Origin of the sequence: uncultured Chryseobacterium sp. (assembly GCF_913776365.1) — a bacterium.
GTDB lineage: Bacteria > Bacteroidota > Bacteroidia > Flavobacteriales > Weeksellaceae > Chryseobacterium.
The window spans coordinates 1-17,319 of record NZ_CAJYMO010000219.1 but is presented as its reverse complement, the minus strand read 5'-3'; the positions used below and the strand labels follow the sequence as shown (position 1 = coordinate 17,319).

Sequence of the window (17,319 nt, the reverse complement as noted above, 5' to 3'; positions counted from 1 at the left end):
CTGAAAAACTGCGTCAGTGCCGACTGCGGACCTCCCTGGCAATACACCAGGGTCGGGTATTTTTTATCAGGATCGAAATTCGGCGGATAATGGAACCAGACACCCATTTCCTTACCGTCTGTAGTCTTTACCATCTTCAGCTCTGATTTCCCCTGAGCCATTTGGGCATACCTGTCTTTATTCGCCTCTGTCACCTGCTTCATTTCCCCGTTTTTAACGTTTACCGAAAAAAGGTCTGTTGCATGGTTAATGTCTGTTCTTCCGACCAAAAGCGAATTTTCCTGATCGGCAAAAATTTCGTTCACATCAAAATTACCTTTTGTAATCTGCTGAACCTTCGCCTTTTTAGGATCTAATGAAAAAAGCTGTTTGGTTCCTCTGAAAGCGGCCGTGAAATAAATGGTTTTTGAATCTCCGCTCCAGAACACGTCTCCTGAAACACTATCGTCCCAACCGGCAGTCAGGTTGCTGATTTTCCCGGACTTCCAGTCCATGATCTTGATGTCATTTTTATCCGCCTCATATCCGTCACGGGCCATGCTTTGCCAGATCAGCGATTTTCCGTCCGGGCTGAATTTCGGATTAACATCGTAGCCTTTGTTCGCTTCCGTCAGGTTTTTCGTGGTTCCCGAAGCGAGGTCATAGGCAAAAATATCCGTATTGGTGCTGGTGGAATATTCTTTTCCGCTTTTAGGCTTGGTAACATACAGGAGCTGTGAGGAATCCGGGCTCCATATAAAATCTTCCGCTCCCCCGAAAGGACGCTGCGGCGAATCCCACATTTTCCCCTCCAGCAGATCCGTAGCCGTATCCGCTTTACCGGAAACGTCTGCAATAAAGATGTGATTGTATTTTCCTTCATTGAAATAATCCCAGTGGCGGTGGTTCAGATCCGTGTATACCTGCGCAGTGGTTTTGGGAGTATCGGCATATTTGTCTTTTCCCATGACCTTTTCCACCAGCACCTGTTTGCTGAACGCTATTTTTTTTCCGTCGGGCGAAATTACGATATTGTCTGCTTCGCCGATAGTGTAAAATTCCGTCCAGGTTTTGGCACCGTCTTTACTGAGGAAAATACGGTCTCCTTCCTGAGCGTAGATCCCGTTCTTATCCCACTGGATCAGGCTTTTCTTACCCAGGTCCATCTTAACGGACTGCCGGCTGATTACGTTCAGGAAATAATTTTCGTTTTTTGTCTTTTCGGTTTTCAGGTCGGTCTGCCCGATTTTGTAGATAAGAGAAGACTGGTCCGGGGAAACGGCCTGTACCCCGACTTTTTTTAAAGTCCAGAGGATTTCAGGCGTCATGAGTTGTTGTGCATTCATTACAAGCGGTGCTGCCAGAGCCAGCAGACTGTACTTCAGTTTCATAGAGTTGATGTTCATTTTAGGGGGCAACGGAACCCGCTGAACACAGCGGACCTTCCCCGATTAATTCAGAGAAGCCAAAGGTAGGTAAATGTGTTTATAATTCAAATTGAATCAGGATGTAAAATCATCCTTTTCGGTTTCCTGTGTAAACAACGCTCAGAAACCAGTCATTTTATTTTATCTGTTTCCCTTCCTTTTTATAAGTTAAACTTTATTGATAACGATTGTTAAGTATTATTAAAAACATCGCTATTATCTAAAGCTTATTAAACGATAAAACCGCCAGATCAGCTGACGGTTTGTATTTTAAGATATGGTATGCCGTATCAGTCATCCCCCATCATAGAATTGGCAAGGGAAGTTACGATGGAGAGCAGAATACTGAAAATGAAGGCCCACCAGAAGCCATCCACCTGCATGCTGTCTATAAAATAATCAGCAATCAGGATAATGACTGCATTAATAACCAGGGTGAAAAGCCCCAGTGTGATAATCGTAAGAGGCAGCCCCAGAATATTGAGGACCGGTTTTACAATCAGGTTCAGGAGGCCCAGTACAATGGAAAAAATCAAGGCTCCCGCAAATCCGGCAAAATGGACACCGGGCAGGATCATGGTGAGCAGATAAGCGACAATGGCGGTTACCAGCAGGCGGATAATCAGGTTCAAAACAGGAATTTTTTATTGTTCAGGAATTTCAGCTGCAAAATTTATTCCATTGTGTGGCCGAGAAATGGTGAAGCGGCAAGGTTCTTCCATAGTAGTCTTCATTGATATAAAGCAGTGCTGCTGACGGATCAATGCCCTGTCACAGTCGAGTCCCTGTAGATTAACCGGCTGTCCAGCACAACCGTACGTATTGCGGAGGAAGCATCATTAATCTTTTCCAGAATCAGTTCCGCAGCCGTATTTCCCATTTTTATCAAGGGCTGTTCTACCGTGGTAAGCTGCGGATGCACGATGGTAGCAAGCTCAGTCCCTGAAAAACTCGCTATGGAAACTTCGTCAGGTATTTTTATGCCCAGCGACAGGAGATGATTCATGGCACCGATGGCCAGGGTATCGGAGAATGCAAAGATACCGTCGAACGGAATCCGTTTTTCCAGCAGCATTTTTACCGCATTTTTACCGTCTGCAAATGACATTCCGGTGGTCTGTACAGTCAGATCCCGGTCAGAGAGACGGTATTTTTTCAGAATCCGTTCATAACCGCCGGCTCTTTCGCCTGCATTCCGTATGGTCTCCGGCCCCCTGATGTGGGCTATCCTTTTCCTGCCCGTACTGATGAGATGTTCCACTACCAGCGAGGAGCTGATGTAATCATTCACCACAACCTTAGAGGCATGGGTCGACTTGCCCGGGATCCTGTCAAAAAAGACCATCGGCGTCCCTCTTTCCATTATTTTGGTATAGACCTCTTCATTATAGGTTTCATGACAGGGGTCAAGGATAATTCCGTCCACATTAAACTGTTCCAGCACATTCAGGTTTTTTCTTTCCAGGACCGGATCCTCATCCGACTGGGTAATGATTACCTGGTATCCCAAAGGATACAGGATTTCCTGAATGCCCTGCAGTACTTTCGAAGAAAACGGCGTAATCATTTCCGGGACTACAAAGCCGATATTTCCGGATTTTCGGTACTTCAGATTAAGTGCGGCCGCATTGGGTCTGTAGCCCATTTTTTCTGCAGCTTCCAATACTTTTTCCCGGGTCGCAGGACTTATGTTTTTATCATTCAGCAGTGCCCGTGACACGGTAGAGGTGGATAATGACAGAAACTCTGACAGATCTTTGAGGGTGATACGCTTCATCCGGCGTCTTTTTTTGCTAAAAGTAATAAAAAAATCCTCACCTGGGAACGTGCCCATTCCCCGGGAACGTTCCCAATTTCAAATTTCAGGTAAAAATCAAATGTGAATATGAATATTGATTTAAGTTTAGCCTCTTATTATAATCTGTTTAAAAACATTTTTACATGACTGTACAATCGTATTCTTATGACAAGGAAGATATCATTCCGGGAATTGTCCATATCGGTGTGGGAAATTTTCACCGTGCCCATCAGCAATATTATACCCATCAGCTGCTGGAGCAGTCCATGGACAGGGAGTGGGGAATCTGCGGGGTATGCCTGCTGCCTGCCGATGAAATGACGGTGCGCCACCTCAGAAACCAGCATCTTGATTACACCCTGACGGTCTGCGGCAGAAACGGTACTGACCGCACCTACCTTATCGGATCACTCACCGAACTGATATGGGGTATTGAAAATCCGCAGGCCGTTATCGATAAGATTGCCGGAAGAGAAATCAGGATAATTTCTCTGACGATTACCGAAGGAGGTTATAACCTCGATAAGGAAACCCGGGAATTCGATCTTGCAAATCCCGGAATACAGCATGACCTGCAAAATCCGCAGAACCCTGCCACCGTTTTCGGATTTGTAGCAGAAGGTCTCCGGCAACGTAAAAGAAAGGGAAACGGAGGCATTACCATTCTTTCATGCGATAACCTTCAGCACAACGGAAATACGGCCAGAGATGCATTCTCGACATTTATCAGGGCACAGGATCCCGATCTCGCAGTATGGGTAAACTCGCATGTCACATTCCCCAACAGCATGGTAGACCGGATCACGCCCGTTACCACACCGGAAGATGTCATTCGCCTTAACGGGAAAAGCGGGGCCCATGACCAGTCACCTGTTTACTGCGAAGATTTTACCCAATGGGTGATTGAAGATGATTTTATGGCAGGCCGCCCTGCCTGGGAGAATGCAGGGGTGGAATTTACCCGCGACGTAACTGCTTTTGAAAACATGAAGCTGAGCCTCCTGAATGCTTCTCACCTCCTTCTCGCTTATCCTTCTTTTCTGAAAGGCTACCGCAGAGTGGATGAAGCCATGAGGGATCCCGGTATCGTGCAGCTGATAAAGGATTTTATGGATCTCGATATCACGCCTTACGTTCCTGCGCCGGAACATACGGATCTGGAGCAGTATAAGAAAACGCTGATTGAAAGATTTTCCAATCAGAGCGTAAGCGATCAGGTAAGCAGGCTGTGCTTTGACGGTATCTCCAAATTCCCGGTCTACATCATGCCCAACCTTGTGAAAATGATGCGGGATGGTAAAGATCTTATGCGTCCTGCTTTCCTGTTTGCCTCATACAGGCATTACCTGAAGTACGGAAAAGATGACCACGGCCATCCTTTTGAGATTGCTGAACCCTGGCTGACTCCGGAGGACAGCATTCTTATTTCAAGTGAAAATCCTGTAGATTTCCTGCATCTCACCGCATTCAGAAGTACTGATCTGAAAGCCGATGAAAAACTGGTCGCTCTGTTCAAACGATTTTCGGATGAGATCAGAGAAAGAGGAATGGCACAAACCCTAGAATCCATTGTTTAAGCTAGAACCGACATTACCTATATGATCATACCACCTGGCCATCATACCCCGGATCCGCAATCCCATGCCCCTGTTTTTCCGTTTGCGGCCATCACCTTTATTTATTTTATCGTCGGTTTTTTCACCACGGTTAATGAACAGCTTCAGGCTCCTTTGAAATTCACTTTTCTTTTGCATGCCGGGAGCCTGAGAAACACCCTTACCACACTGGTTTCTTTTTTCTTCTTTTTAGGATATCTTCTCAACGGGACACGGGGAAGTAAGTGGGTCAATGCTTTCGGATATAAAAACACAGTGCTGAGAGGATTGTTCTTTATGATTGCAGGGCTGTTCCTGTATTTCCTTTCTTCCTGGTTCGGGATCCGATATCCGGACATGAACTTTACCGTTACAGATGCCGTGATCCCTTTCGGGTTTGTTGTTTTTGTGGGCGGATCTTATCTGATGGGAACTTCAGCAGCGATCATCCAGGTGGTGGTAAATCCTTATGCCGCCTCTTATCAGCTGAAAGGCACGCAACCGGTACAGAGACTGAATATACTCACCGCCGTTAATTCCGTAGGCACCACTTCCGCCCCGTTCTTCGTAACGGTAATAATGTTCAGCGGGGTCTCTGTTTCAGCTATTGAAATCAGGCAGTTGCTGCTGCCGATCGCTGTCCTGATGGGCTGCATCCTTTCCGTCATTTTTGTCACCCGGAAACTCCGCCTTCCCGATATCAAAAACACAAGAGCGGCCCTTGGCGAGAAGCTGGAAAGGAGCATCTGGTCATTCAGGCATTTTGCATTCGGGGTGGTTGCTGTTTTCTTCTACGTGGGCACTGAGGTCGCCATTGGAGCCAATATCAACCTTCATGCTTTTGAACTGGCGGAATCCGGCCATCCGATTACCTTCTTCGGGAAAACTGAGATCATGATCGGCCATACGGATCTCGGCATCCATGCCCTGCTTTCCACCCTGTACTGGGGCGGGTTCCTGGTCGGAAGATCCGTATCGAGTTTCCTGAGCCACATTTCAGCCCGGACCCAGCTGGCGGCTACCACCATTTCAGCAACGCTGCTGGCAATCGTTTCCATGCTTACCCAAAACCTGTGGTTCCTGGTCGCCATCGGGCTTCTGCATTCATCGATGTGGAGCTGCATCTACAGCCTTTCGATCACAGGGCTGAACCGGTATACCTCAAAAGCATCAGGCGTCTTTGTCTCTGCAGTCTTCGGAGGAGCCGTCTTCACCCTGCTTCAGGGAGGTATTGCCGATATCCTGGGTTCGTGGCGCTGGACCTGGATGCTTACCGTATTGTGTGAACTGCTCATGCTTTGGTATGCCCTGTACGGATCCAGGATCAGGGAAAAAGACAGGGTATAACCCGGCAACACCCAGGCTGCGGTCTACCGGATTTTCATCATCGTTACCAGCGAGGTCGCCACATGGCTTTCTGATGTTGCTTCTTCATCAACCGTGTATATTTCAGTCCTGATGACACTGATTTTGGCGCCGCCTTTCACCACATACGATTTTGAAACCAAAGCATCACCGATTGCCGGCCTGAGGTAATTGACCTTCAGTTCCACCGTTACAACATAGCAGTCCTCCTCATAATGGCTTACCGCTGCATACCCTGACGAAACATCTACCAGGGAAGCAATCATAGCACCGTTGAACATCCCGGCTTTGCGGGTCATCAGGTCCATTTTAGGAATTTTCATGGAGATGAAATCCGTTTCGGCTTCCAGCAGTTCGGCCCTGTAGAATTTCAGGGTTTCGGATCGGTTGAAACTGTCAGTAATCAGCTGTCGTTTTTCGGGTGTCATATTTCCGGTTTCTTACAAATGTAATGCAATAGAAAAAATCCTGAAAGGTTTTGGCTGAAAAACCGCATCCGGATGAAAGAAACTTCACTCATCATCATCATCCTCATCATGAACCCGGGATATTCAGAGATGCAGTCCGGATTGAGCCAGCAAGGATCTTCCTCAGATCAGGATGATGATGCAGAGAGACACCCTACAACCTGTGGAATCCGCTTCATCTGCAGGCGGTATTCAAAATAAAATCCATCAGAAAGCAGAATGATGCCCCTCAGAGGAACATCCTTACCCTGTTATATTTTACCGGATGATTTGGATTCATACGCGTACATCATTAAGTTCTTCATGGTTTTTTGATGAATTCCGTTACGTCTTTATTCAGTTCTTCCGCCTTTTCTATGGGGACACCATGTGATGCGCCCGTATAGATTTTCAGGGTTGATCCGGGGATTTCCTTTGCGATGTATTCGGTATGGGAACGCAGGATGAGATCATTTTCCCCGGCTAACACCAGTACTTTTGCTTTAATTCCGTTCAGCTGTTCCTTGGTGATTTTGGGCTCATCAATCATCAGCTGGGTAAGCCGTATTGCCTTTTCAGGTTTATGCTCTGCTTTTTTTGCCGCCACCTCTTTTCTCATGGCTTCCACTTCTGCACCTCCTACACCTTCCGGGAAAACATTGGCCCCGCTGGTGATGACGTGTTGTACCCGGTTGGGATATTTTATGGCAAACTCAAGCCCTGTATTTCCGCCGTCGCTCCATCCGAGGATGTTGATTTTCTTCAGTCCCAGCTCATCAGCCAGCGCTTTCACATCATCCGCAAACTTCCTGTAGGTAAGCGGCTCCGGAGAGGTATCCGTACTCCTGCCCTGCCCGCGCGAATCCATGGCAATTAATTTAAAATGCCTGGAGAGCTCAGGAATCTGTTTGTTGAACGCATCGATGCTTCCGCTGTTCCCGTGCAGGAGAAACAGGGGTTCTCCTTTCCCGTATACTTCATAATACAGGTCGGCATCTTTCAGGTGAAGGTATTTTCCGGCAGCTGTATTATCACCGAAACCGCCGTCTTCCTCCCCTTCGTTTTCTGTAGTCTTATCCACTTTTACATCAATATTGATTGCCGGTGCGGCAATGGTCATTTTTTCCCAGTTTTCATAGAAATGCCTCAGGTATCCGGTCCTGAACAGGGCAGCGCTGATCCTGATATTGCCGTTAAAATTCTTCAGGAACTGGATGCCTATATAGAACTTCCCTTTCACCCAGATGTTCCGGTCATTCACATCCAGGGAAAAAACACCATCCTTAATCTTATCGGCTGTCAGTTCCACGGTTATCTCCTCATCCAGGATACTTTTTCCGGGAAGCCCGTTCTCATCATTATAAAGGGTATAGTGCAGAACCACCGGCTCATCAGCATTGAACTGCGCAATATTCAGGTTGATGTTCCTGATCTTGGCCCTTTTCTTTGTACTGAACTCCAGAGCGGTTTCACCCAGGAAGCTTTCTTTGTTAAAAGCAGGATTTACATTATAGGTTACGCTTTTGGACCGGGTATTCACGCCCCAGTTTTTATCCACCAGCTTTTTGGGAATCAGCTTTACTTCTTTGATCGTCTGAACTTTTTCCTGAAGGATAATCTGCTGCGGGTTCTGCCTGATGAAACGTCCTGCCTCCATGGAAAACGGTTCATATCCGGCGACGTCGATCCTGATGTTCTTTGCGGCATCAATCCCCGAGAGGTCCAGTGAAAATTTCCCGTTCTGATCGGCTATTGTTCCGGTTTTGTCTCTTTCAACACCGATCTTTGCATACGGTACCGGTTGATGTTCTTCCTTTGAAAAGATTGTTCCGGAAATTACCTGGGCCTGTATTGCAGAAAACAGGAAAGAAATAAAGAATACGCTGAGTTTTTTCATAGCTGTTAATTTTTCCGCAAACTTCTGAAAATTTCCAGCCGGATTGTCTCAATAAAAGGTTAAATGAAACGGCTTTTACGTTAAAGTTTTGAAAAAACAGGAATGGAAATTACGGAAGAGGATGAAATCCGGTTTTTATCTGTGAATATCTGTACGGGAATTTAAAATTAGTACATCTGTCATATAAGATGTAAAGATAAACTTGCACATATTTCAGAACACATTAGAAAGAAACCTTAAAGAGGTTCGCCGATTCATTTATTACATCATAAATATCTGAGGCAAAAGCAAAGATTTTCAATTCCACTACTGCAGGAACCTGTACGATCTGCAGGGAAACACTCAATACAAGGAACTGATTGTGTCCGTTTTCACCGCGAACCGAAGGTTTACGGAGTTAAAAGGATCAAAAGATTGATGCGGCTTGATGCAGTTGAATGCCGGATGCTGAAAAGTGTGCAAAAGTTTTTAGTTAAAATCCATGAGTTTTAATCTCGTGTACTCTGCAATATTTTCAGGCTATCCCAAGCTCTTCGGTAGCTTATGTGTAAAAATAAGGCACCATTATCCTTTAAATGGGCATCATCCGCAGCAAATTGAGCTATCGACAAATTCTTTACATTCAGAGGAAATTTTAAGCAAGCAAAACGGAGAAACGGTCATCCATAGACAGTACACCTTCCGTAAGAGCATCCGGATGGGTAGTGAAGCCTTTCAGCTTTGAGGTTTTCTTTTTAACCACCAGATCCATGAGCTGTTTATCTGATAATTTTTTGCCGAAAATTTCAAAAGTCACTTTGAAGCCGCAGTTTTTGAAATCGGAGCAGCCGACCGCCGTTTTTCCTTTCATCAGCGGGTGCGCTGCGCATTTCGGACATTTCGTCTCTTCCCAGGAGGCCAGCTCTTTTTTCGCAGCCGGCTCCCGTCTCTTCTTTTCAGCTTCTTTCTTCTCTTCCTGCAGGGTAATGACTTTCCCTTTTCCGTACACGACCTTATCGGTAAGTTCCGTCACCATCTGGATCAGCTCTTCCTTGAACTGGTTGGCTTCGTATTCCCCTTTCTCGATCTTCCGGAGCTTGGATTCCCATTCCCCCGTAAGTTCGGCACTTTTCAGGAGTTCGTCTTCAATGGTATCGATAAGCTGCATTCCGGTCTGGGTCGCCACCAGGTTTTTTCTTCTTTTTTCGATGTATTTTCTTTTGAAAAGCGTCTCAATAATGTTCGCCCGTGTGGACGGCCTTCCGATGCCGTTGTTTTTCAGATGCTCCCGGATTTCTTCATCTTCCACCTGTTTTCCGGCGGTTTCCATGGCCCTCAGCAGGGTAGCTTCCGTATAAGCTTTCGGCGGCGACGTTTTTCCCTGATGGATCATCGGGTCGTGCGGACCGGTTTCCCCGACCGTAAAGACCGGGATCAGCTGTTCTTCTTCTTTATCTTTTTCCTTATCGGCAGATTCTTCTTTCGGTTCCTTAGCATACACAGCCCTCCAGCCCGGTTCCAGGATCTGCTTACCGCTGGTTTTGAACGGAATGATTCCCACTTTTGCTTCTACCAGGGTATTGGAAACCTTACATTCGGGATAGAAAACCGCAATAAACCGTTTGGCGACAAGATCGTAGATCAGTTTTTCTTCGCGGGTCAGGCTCTGGGAAGGGGTTACCTCGGTAGGAATGATGGCATGGTGGTCGGTTACTTTTGCATCGTCAAACACCGCTTTGGATTTCGGGACCGGTGCCTGCAGCAGAGGACTGATCAGCTCCTGGTAAAATGTCATCTTTCTCAGGATTCCTTCAATTTTCGGATACAGGCTCTCGGAAAGGTAGGTGGTATCTACTCTCGGATAGGTCACGTGCTTCTTTTCGTACAGGCTCTGGATATAGTTCAGCGTATGCTCTGCGGAATAGCCGTATTTTTTATTGGCTTCCACCTGAAGCCCCGTAAGGTCGAACAGCCTCGGGTTTTTCTCCCGGCCTTCCTTGATTTCAAAAGAGACGATCTCAAAGATATTCTCCTTGAGGTATTCCAGTCCTTTTTCGGCACGTTCCCGGGTTTTCAGGCGGTCGATGGCAGCGGTGAAGAGCACTTCACGGTACCGGGTTTTGAGTTCCCAGTATTCTTCCGTCACAAAGACGTCGATTTCTTTCTGGCGCTGTACCAGCATGGCGAGCGTAGGTGTCTGTACCCTTCCGATGGAAAGGACCGCTTTGTTGCCTCCGAATTTTTTGGTAAAAAGACGGGTGGCATTGATTCCCAGGAGCCAGTCGCCGATGGCCCTGGCGTTGCCCGCAAGATAAAGGTTTTTGTAGTCTTCGGCAGGTCTAAGGTTTTCAAACCCTTCTTTGATCGCTTCTTCGGTAAGAGAGGAAATCCACAGGCGCTTCACGGGTTTGTTGCATTTCGCTTTCTGCAGCACCCAGCGCTGGATCAGCTCTCCTTCCTGGCCGGCATCCCCGCAGTTGATGACCTCATCGCATTCCTCCACCAGCCTTTCGATTACTTTAAACTGCTGTTCCACGCCTTTATTGGGGATCAGCTTGATTCCGAAGCTTCCCGGAATGATCGGCAGGGAGAACAGGTTCCAGGATTTGAACTGCGGGCCGTAATCGTGAGGCTCCTTCAGGGTGCAGAGATGTCCGAACGTCCAGGTCACACAATATCCATTCCCTTCCATATAGCCCTGTTTCGGCATGGTTGCGCCCAGGACTTTGGCGATATCTCGGGCAACACTGGGTTTTTCGGCAATACAAAGTTTCATGTGGATGTCGGAATTTTTGAAGAGGGCAAAATTCGGGATTTTTTTTGGAATTTGCTAATCGCAGCATCTGATGTTGCCGTAACAGGCAACGGACAATCATTATTTCCGGGTCGGGAAAACCTTACCTGCCGCCTGTCTGCCAGCCGGAAACGGTTGGTATACATGCAATAATATCCACCCATCCTTTCAGTCAGAAATCATTTCAGATGTTTCTTTGCCTCTACTTCAGCCGCTGTCCTACCGGGGAAAAATAACAGATGTCCTATATTTCATGCCGGCCGCCGGGACCAATTTACGCAGAGCAAAATCAATCATTAAAGCTTTAAATATAATAGCCTGTGCAGAAAGGAATGCTGTCATTACGATCGTCCAAAGCAAAAAGATGTTTTTCTTCCATCTTGAGACCATTTTATGCATTGCGATGAAAATCATAAATAATGAAACTATGATGCATTTTTCAGATAAACGTCAGGATATGCCGGCTTACCTTAAATCCATCAGTTCAGATCACCGGCACTTCCATCACAAGCACCTCCGTCCCTTCCGAAACCATTTTCATTTTCAGTTCACTGACCTCCCGGATGCCGAAGCCATCCCTTCTTTCCAGCGTTTCCCCTTCCACCTCCAGGCTTCCTTCAATAACAAAAATATAGATCCCGTTCCCTTCTTTTCTGGTCCGGTAGCTGGTTTCGGTGTTGTTTTCAAAGCTTCCCAGGTGGAACCAGGCATCCTGATGGATCCATACGCCTTCATCATCAGGATCGGGAGAAAGGATCTGCTGGAACCGGTTTTTGCTTTTTGTCCTGTCCAGGGTGAGCTGACCGTATCGCGGGGACACATTCCTCGTCCGCGGATAGACCCAGATCTGCAGGAACCGGACGGTATCCCCTTCATCCTTACTGAATTCGCTGTGGGTGACTCCGGTGCCGGCACTCATTACCTGGATATCGCCGCTTTTAATTTCAGTCCTGTTGCCCAGGTTATCCTCATGGATCAGAGTTCCCTGCAAAGCGATGCTGACAATTTCCATATTATCGTGGGGATGTACACCGAAACCCCTGCCGGCTTCTACCGTATCGTCGTTCAGTACGCGCAGGGCACCGAACTGAATATGGCTGGGATCATAATAGTCACCGAAGCTGAAGGTTTTCTCGCTGAGCAGCCATCCCAGATCTGTTTTCCCTCTGGATCCGGCACGGTGGATGACCGGGCTTCCTATGGCCAAGGGTTCGGCAAAACAGCTTTCCACTTCGCTTTTAACCAGCCCGCTTCCGCCGCCGTAATGGTCGATCACTTTGATTTCCGGGCTGACCGACCTGCAGCATTCCCTGATCCGGATTTCAGCAGCCTGTTCCAGTCCGGAGCTCAGGAACACCAGATCCGGCTGACTTGTCCTGATCTGTTCGCAGCCTTCGTTTTCGCCGGCACAAAGCTTTGCTTGCCAGCCTTCATTTTTTTCAATGACTCTTTTCAGGGTTTCCAGGATTTCCGGATTTTTTCCGATGACTAAAAATTGCAGTGCTTTCATAGGTTCTTTGGATATAAAGTTATATAATGGTGCGGTTGGCTTTTGATGTACGATAAAACTCTGTAAGGGTATTACAGGTGTTTGGTAGCCGTAATTTTCAGTTCATTCAGGTCCAGCTGGGATTCCGCTTTCCGGATTTCCTCATCGCTGAATTCCTTTTCGCGTTTCATTTTTCCCAGTTCTTTCCGCTGACGGGCAAAAATATCAAGCAGGATCTGATGGTATTCTTTCAGGTCATTTTGCCGGCTGGTACACATTTCCACTGAGCTGAGGTGCTTTTCCTGGCGCCGGATATCGGTTTCCAGTGAACTTCTATAGTTTTCCAGCAAGGTATTGTCTTCCAGGCTGGAGGCATATTTTTCGTTCAGCCGGTCTATCGCCAGGTTATCGAGCCTGATCTGGATCCCGGCCTGCTGTTCGTGGGAAGGAGCGATCGGGTCCAGTTCCCCGATATCCACCAGCCGGATGATCAGCGGCAATGTCAATCCCTGAAATACCAGCGTCACAAAAATCACCACGAAGGTAATGAAGAGAATGAGGTTCCGCATCGGAAATGCCGACTGTTCATTCATCATCACCGGGATTGACAGCGCGGTAGCCAGCGATACCACTCCCCTCATCCCGGCCCAGCCGATAATCAGCGGGTTTTTCCACCCCGGAGAAGGATCCTGCCTCGCTGTTTTGCTCAGCCACCGCGGAATGTGGGCTACCGGATAAATCCACAATAAGCGCACAATGATCACGATCAGGCTGATCATCAGTCCGTACTTGATGCCCTGTACTAAGGAAGTTTCCCCAAGGCCGCTGATGATATCCGGCAGCTCCAGACCGATCAGGATAAATACCAGTGCATTCATGGCAAAAATCAGGGTATTCCAGACCCCGACCATATTTACCCTGGTGGTTCCGGTCTTGAAGATTTCATGCGACCGGAACGACATAAACAGGCCGCCGCTCACCACTGCCATTACGCCTGAGAAATGAAAATGTTCTGCAGAAAGAAACAGGATATAAGGAGTCATTACCGTAAGCACCGCATCGATAGCAGGTGTTGTGGGCAGAAAACGGTGGATGGCATAGAAAATATGGGCTCCGATGATCCCGATGAGTACGCCCATTCCGGCTACGAGGAAAAACTGACCGGTCGCTTCATGCATTGAAAAAGCGCCGGTTATGACTGCTGCCAGGGCAAACCGGAACACAATCAGTGAAGAAGCATCGTTGATGAGGCTTTCCCCTTCCAGAATGGCCAGTGTACGTTTCGGCACTTTGAGGTCTTTCAGAACGGTGGTTGCTGCTACGGCATCCGGTGGGGACACGATTCCGCCCAGCAGGAAGCCCAGAGCCAAAGTAAATCCCGGGATGATCGCCTGTGAAGCATACGCTACGACCAGAGAAGTCAGGAACACCAGTCCGAAAGCCAGCAACCCGATGGCACGCTTCCATTTCCAGAAATCATTCCATGATGTATACCAGGCTGCCTCATACAGCAGCGGCGGCAGGAAAATCAGGAAAATAATTTCGGGGTCCAGCTGAAGGACGGGAACCCCAGGAATAAAGCTGATGCCCAGACCGGCCAGTACCAGAAAAATCGGGTATGCAATCCGGATCCGCTGGGCCAGCATCACCAGCATCATAACGACCAGCAATAGTCCGAGAATTAAAAGTAGTTGTTCATGCATGGGTTGATCTCATTTTATTTTTATTAAAGTTATAAAACAAACAGCAAGATTTACCACTTCCGGAGATGTTTCTCCAAGATCTGTGCGCCTGTTATCTGCCAGTTTGTTCTCTATTGTTTCTCCGTGTCTCCGCCCTGTTTCAGCCAGATATCAACATATTCTTCCGGATGTTTCCTGAACTGTCCGTGGACATACGGACACAGCGGTACAATTTTCAGTCCGTTTTCCCGTGCATACGATACCAGCTTCTCCAGCAGGAGCTTTGCGAATCCTTTTCCTTCATACGCCGGACTGACTTCCGTATGATAGACGGTTAACTTTTCCCCGATGACCGAGATGTCCATTTTGCCGGCCTTCATTCCATCCGAGAACAGCTGTACTTCGCCTTTTACTTTTCCCAATACGACTTCTGTTGTTTTCATACATATTATGTTTAAAGTTGATTATTAAAATTCAATGCATCCTTCAGTTTCCGGTTATTGTTTCTATTGCAAAGATACCGGATCTGTCGCCGGCAGATGATGATCTATGGTAATTTCAGCTGCTGACATTGTGTTACTCTTCAGATTGTGATAAGTTCCCGTCGTAGCCTTCTATCCCGGAAGCCAAAGGAAAAGGTCAGCAGGCCTTACACACCTGTTACCAGTTTCAGCCAGAATAATCGTTATTAAAAATTTAAACACTGATTATCAGACTATTAAATACTAAAATCAAAATTCAGAATAAAAAGTCTACTTTTTTAGTGGACTATTAAAAATTTATGTTTTATCTTTGCCAGCATATTTAAGTCAGGAAATGATAATGGAAACAACATTCAGGTACCATTCAATGAAGAAGTCTTACATCATGAATATGATGCTATGCTGCATGCCTTGGTATCCGGATTTCAGTGGTTGACCTTACTTTTATATATTTATTTTAAAGGCTTTACCACGCAGTAAAGCCTTTTTTTATTAACTGAATGAATTGAATCTGAAAATGATCGACATACAAAACATCTCAAAAACCTTCTACCGGAAAAAGCAGTCCTTCAAAGCACTGGATGACGTGAGCCTGAGTATTGAGCAGGGTGATATCGTAGGCATCATCGGGTTTTCGGGAGCCGGAAAAAGCACCCTGATCCGTACAGTAAACCTTCTGGAGAGGCCGTACAGCGGAAAAATCATCATCAACGGTGAGGATTTCACGGCACTGCCGCCGAAAAAGCTGGCCCGCGAACGGAAAAAGATCGGGATGATCTTCCAGCATTTCAACCTGCTTTCTTCCCGGACCGTTTTTGAAAATATTGCCCTTCCGCTGGAACTTGATAGCCAATCGAAGACTGAGATCGCGCTGAAAGTGAATGACCTTCTGAAGATTGTCGGCCTCGAAGATAAGGCTGCTGAATATCCCAAAAGCCTTTCCGGAGGACAGAAACAAAGGGTAGCCATTGCCCGGGCACTGGCCAACGATCCTTACCTGCTGCTCTGCGACGAAGCGACCAGCGCCCTGGATCCGGCTACTACGCAATCCATTCTGCAGCTGCTGCGGGATATCAACCGGAGACTGGGCATCACCATACTGCTGATTACCCATGAAATGGAAGTCATCCGCTCCGTCTGCAACCATGTGGCAGTGATCGATAAAGGAAAGCTGGTAGCCAAAGGGACACTCAGTGAAATTATTTCGGATAAGGAACATCCGATCATCAGACAATTTTTAAATGCCGGCGTTATGAATATACCCCAGGAACTGAACAAAAAATTACAGAAAAGCCCGCAGGCCGGATTATTCCCGCTGGTGGAAGTGGAAGTAAACGAAGAGATCTCTGTTGAAGAGCTGCTCTCCATTGTTTACGACAAATATAAAATTCCTTACAAGCTTTTGAAGGCGGATGTTGAATATTACGGGGATTCCAATTTCGGCAAGCTGCTGCTCCAGCTTCAGGGTGAAGAAGAAGAAAACCAGCAGGCCATCTATTACTTCAATCAGCATAAAATACAAAATACGGTAAGAGGATATGCTTAGTGATACAGTAATTTCCCTTTTGTCTAAGGGCTTGTGGGAAACGGTTTATATGACTTTTGTTTCGGGGTTCTTCGGATTTGTGCTGGGCATGCCGGTCGGGATTTTCCTCTTCCTGACCCGTAAAGGACAGCTGCTGGAAAACAGCCTCTATAACAGGATATTATCCGTTCTGGTGAATATTTTCCGCTCGATCCCATTTATCATCCTGATCGTATGGATGATTCCTTTCACGAGGAATCTTGTAGGAAATTCAATCGGGGTGAATGCGGCACTGGTTCCGCTGAGTATCGGTGCAGCGCCTTTTATTGCCAGGCTGGTGGAAAACAGCTTGCTCGAAATTCCGGCCGGACTGATTGAGACGGCCCGGGCATTGGGTGCCACTCCGTTCCAGATCATCAGGAAAGTCCTGCTGCCGGAAGCGCTGCCTTCCCTGATCAACAACGCCACCATTACGCTGATTACCTTAGTGGGATATTCGGCAATGGGCGGTGCAGTGGGCGCAGGCGGCCTCGGACAGATCGGTTACCAGTACGGCTATATCGGATATGATGCCCTGATTATGAATCTGGTGCTCGCTTTGCTGGTGGCCCTGGTCTTTATCATCCAGTTTTCCGGGGACCGGCTGGCAAAACATTTTGACCACCGGTAACCGTAGCCTGATACAAAATTTGATTTTAAATAATGTGAATGTGAAATAGTGTGGTGGCCGGATTGCTATTATTGAGTTACCGACAGGCGGAACCTACGGCAGGAAGGAACAGGTTTGTGAGAATTGACATATTTTAAAAACTCCTTTCTGCTGATCCGCCGGTTTCCTTTTCCCATTCTTCCACGACAGAT

Annotated in this window: 14 protein-coding genes; 5 read left to right on the top strand and 9 right to left on the bottom strand. The window is 47.1% G+C overall.

All coding sequences use genetic code 11. The features are described from left to right. The 3 genes from QZ735_RS11330 to QZ735_RS11320 all read right to left on the bottom strand — a co-directional run. Positions 1–1,370, bottom strand: a 1,370-nt coding sequence (locus QZ735_RS11330) for a DPP IV N-terminal domain-containing protein (RefSeq protein WP_294248324.1), incomplete at its 3' end; no start/stop codon positions are given. Between the two features lie 326 nt (positions 1,371–1,696). Beyond that, the gene (locus QZ735_RS11325; RefSeq protein WP_294248322.1) at positions 1,697–2,038 is read right to left on the bottom strand and encodes a phage holin family protein; all 342 of its coding nucleotides are present in this window, start codon (positions 2,036–2,038) and stop codon (positions 1,697–1,699) included. Positions 2,039–2,166: 128 nt separating this feature from the next. After that, positions 2,167–3,183 (bottom strand): LacI family DNA-binding transcriptional regulator, encoded by a 1,017-nt coding sequence (locus QZ735_RS11320; protein ID WP_294248319.1) that lies wholly within the window; start codon positions 3,181–3,183, stop codon positions 2,167–2,169. Positions 3,184–3,347: 164 nt separating this feature from the next. Here QZ735_RS11320 and QZ735_RS11315 point away from each other — a divergent pair, with 164 nt between their 5' ends. Together QZ735_RS11315 and QZ735_RS11310 are read left to right on the top strand one after the other, a co-directional pair. Then, positions 3,348–4,781: a mannitol dehydrogenase family protein gene (locus QZ735_RS11315; RefSeq protein WP_294248318.1), complete on the top strand. Its 1,434-nt coding sequence runs from the start codon at positions 3,348–3,350 to the stop codon at positions 4,779–4,781. 21 nt (positions 4,782–4,802) lie between these two features. Beyond that, positions 4,803–6,146: an MFS transporter gene (locus tag QZ735_RS11310; protein WP_294248317.1), complete on the top strand. Its 1,344-nt coding sequence runs from the start codon at positions 4,803–4,805 to the stop codon at positions 6,144–6,146. A 23-nt stretch (positions 6,147–6,169) separates the two neighbouring features. Here QZ735_RS11310 and QZ735_RS11305 read toward each other — a convergent pair whose 3' ends face one another. Further along, a complete protein-coding gene (locus tag QZ735_RS11305; RefSeq protein ID WP_294248315.1) occupies positions 6,170–6,592 on the bottom strand; it encodes a PaaI family thioesterase in 423 nt (140 codons plus the stop codon). 72 nt (positions 6,593–6,664) lie between these two features. On the opposite strand from QZ735_RS11305, the gene QZ735_RS11300 reads away from it, so the two are divergent. Continuing rightward, the gene (locus QZ735_RS11300) at positions 6,665–6,832 is read left to right on the top strand and encodes a hypothetical protein (protein WP_294248314.1); all 168 of its coding nucleotides are present in this window, start codon (positions 6,665–6,667) and stop codon (positions 6,830–6,832) included. A gap of 100 nt (positions 6,833–6,932) precedes the next feature. On the opposite strand, the gene QZ735_RS11295 is transcribed toward QZ735_RS11300, so the two are convergent. The 5 genes from QZ735_RS11295 to QZ735_RS11275 all read right to left on the bottom strand — a co-directional run bounded on the left by QZ735_RS11295 (position 6,933) and on the right by QZ735_RS11275 (position 14,894). Then, positions 6,933–8,507, bottom strand: coding sequence for an alpha/beta fold hydrolase (locus QZ735_RS11295; protein ID WP_294248312.1), 1,575 nt, complete (start codon positions 8,505–8,507; stop codon positions 6,933–6,935). A gap of 634 nt (positions 8,508–9,141) precedes the next feature. Further along, positions 9,142–11,262: a type IA DNA topoisomerase gene (locus QZ735_RS11290; protein ID WP_294248310.1), complete on the bottom strand. Its 2,121-nt coding sequence runs from the start codon at positions 11,260–11,262 to the stop codon at positions 9,142–9,144. A gap of 502 nt (positions 11,263–11,764) precedes the next feature. Next, complete coding sequence (locus QZ735_RS11285; RefSeq protein ID WP_367117848.1) at positions 11,765–12,790, bottom strand: pirin family protein; 1,026 nt, start codon at positions 12,788–12,790, stop codon at positions 11,765–11,767. Between the two features lie 71 nt (positions 12,791–12,861). Next, positions 12,862–14,472: a Na+/H+ antiporter gene (locus QZ735_RS11280; RefSeq protein WP_294248308.1), complete on the bottom strand. Its 1,611-nt coding sequence runs from the start codon at positions 14,470–14,472 to the stop codon at positions 12,862–12,864. Between the two features lie 110 nt (positions 14,473–14,582). Then, entirely contained in the window at positions 14,583–14,894 is a 312-nt protein-coding gene (locus tag QZ735_RS11275) for a GNAT family N-acetyltransferase (RefSeq protein WP_294248306.1), read from the bottom strand. Between the two features lie 556 nt (positions 14,895–15,450). Between QZ735_RS11275 and QZ735_RS11270 the strand changes: the two genes are divergently transcribed. Both QZ735_RS11270 and metI read left to right on the top strand, forming a co-directional pair. Beyond that, positions 15,451–16,479: a methionine ABC transporter ATP-binding protein gene (locus QZ735_RS11270; protein ID WP_294248304.1), complete on the top strand. Its 1,029-nt coding sequence runs from the start codon at positions 15,451–15,453 to the stop codon at positions 16,477–16,479. Next, positions 16,472–17,128, top strand: a complete 657-nt coding sequence (gene metI, locus QZ735_RS11265) for a methionine ABC transporter permease MetI (RefSeq protein WP_294248303.1) — start codon at positions 16,472–16,474, stop codon at positions 17,126–17,128. Before QZ735_RS11270 ends, metI begins: the two co-directional genes overlap by 8 nt. The last annotated feature ends 191 nt before the right edge of the window (positions 17,129–17,319 follow it).